Annotated in this window: 1 protein-coding gene; it reads left to right on the top strand. The window is 44.5% G+C overall.

Annotated features, from left to right (window positions below; genetic code table 11):
• The first annotated feature begins 153 nt into the window (after nucleotides 1-153).
• Entirely contained in the window at nucleotides 154-1,626 is a 1,473-nt protein-coding gene (locus JQM82_RS15380) for a DDE-type integrase/transposase/recombinase (RefSeq protein ID WP_235251288.1), read from the top strand.
• Nucleotides 1,627-1,934 lie beyond the last annotated feature (308 nt).

Genomic DNA, 1,934 nt, shown 5'->3' with positions numbered 1-1,934 from the left:
GGTAGTGTCAAAAACTACCTGTTTTTATTGTTCTAAAATCCTTTAAAACCTTGATTTATCGGAGGTTTGCAAATAAAAAGAGCATTGACCTCCCTTTTTTGGTATAATGTCTTCGACCAAAAATCCAAAATACCGAAAGGATATTCAATGCTCATGGACATTATACTTTATTTACTTCAATTTATTCAATACCAACATAAACAAATCTGCTGGCTTCTCAACTTTATCTGCAGATATATTCCCCTTAAGCAGTGGGCTTTTGATGATTCCCATTCCCCCAAATACCAAAAGTTCAAAATTGATGAGCTTCCTCTGATCACTGATTTCCGTCAGGACTGGACTTATAAAGATCTCATCCCTTACTACGAAAAACGCTATGGCAAAAAGATCCGTCCTGTCAGCCGCCGATCCGTATGTGATATCCCGGACACCTGCACCTGTCCCCGTTGTGATGCACCGAAACCTTTTTTGTACAAAAACAACGGTTCCAAGGGACAGCTCCTCTGTAAGGTCTGTGATGCGAGATTCTCCCCGGATGAAAGTCGATTCTCCTCTGTGAAACTGCGCTGCCCGCACTGTGGCAATACTCTGGTCCCAAAGAAAGACCGCAAGCACTTTATCGTACATAAGTGTGTCAATCCCAAATGCCCCTATTATCTCCACAACCTCAAAAAAGTGGATAAGGAAGATCTGAAAGAGGATTATGGCAAAAACAAGTATAAACTTCACTATATCTACCGTGAATTCACGATGGATTTTTTCAGCATGGACTTAACCACACTGCCAAAGAATGCCTCTTCCCTGAAATTCAGCAAGCACAATGCTCATGTTATGTCCTTATGTCTGACTCTTCATGTCAATCTCGGCCTTTCCCTGCGCAAAACTTCTCAGGCTCTCAAAGATCTGTATAACATCAACATCTCACATCAGCAGATCGCCAACTATTGCAAAACAGCTGCTATCTGCATTAAACCCTTTGTCGACCAGTATCCCTACGAAAAAGGAGATGTCTTCACAGCTGATGAAACCTACATAAAAATCCGCGGTGTTAAAACCTATATCTGGCTTATCATGAATGCCGCCACCCGCGCCATCATCGGATACCAGGTGTCGGATAACCGTGGGGTGGGTCCCTGCATTCTTGCAATGCGTATGGCATTTCAGGGTCTTACAAAACTGCCGGACAACTTTAAGTTCATCGCTGATGGCTACAGCGCCTATCCTCTCGCTGCAATGGAATTCGTAAAGAAGTTTGGGAAAGACTTTACCTTCAAGATTACTCAGGTGATTGGACTTACCAACGACGATGCTGTTTCTACGGAATACCGTCCCTTCAAACAGATGATTGAGAGACTGAACCGCACCTATAAGGCTTCTTACCGTCATACGAACGGTTTTGACAACATCGACGGTGCCAACTATGACCTTGCTCTCTGGGTTGCTTACTATAACTTCCTTCGTCCGCACAAACACAATAACTACAAAGTCCTCAACGAAGTGGAAATGCTGCAAGGTGCTGATAACATGCCAGGTAAATGGCAGCTTCTCATCTTCCTTGGCCAGCAGACCATCCTGAACATGCAGAAAACCGGTACTACTTCAACGGAGCGGAGCTGTTGTCAATAGAACCGTGGAATACCGGAGCAAGCGGCATCGCCGACTGTGAGGATATGCCGCGAAAGTCTATTGACATAAGGCTCACGGATAATCCTATCCAAGAGAAAAGGGGCAACTGCACCCTTTTCCTGCTTTCCGGCGAGGACAGGTTCGGGCGGAGCCCGATAACGGGTCAAGGGACAAGTCCCTTGCAGGTTCTTAGGGCAGCGCCCTAAGCCCTCGGAGAGCTTATTAGAATAAATATCTGCAATTATCAAGGTTCATTTGAGCCTTATTTTATTGGCTCTGTTTTTTCATAACTTATTTGACACTACCTT

It is taken from the genome of Faecalicatena contorta (assembly GCF_021531995.1).
In the GTDB taxonomy this organism is placed as follows: Bacteria; Bacillota; Clostridia; order Lachnospirales; family Lachnospiraceae; genus Dorea_A; species Dorea_A contorta_A.
Note: the sequence above shows the minus strand (reverse complement) of the source record. Positions and strands in the feature narration are given on the sequence as shown.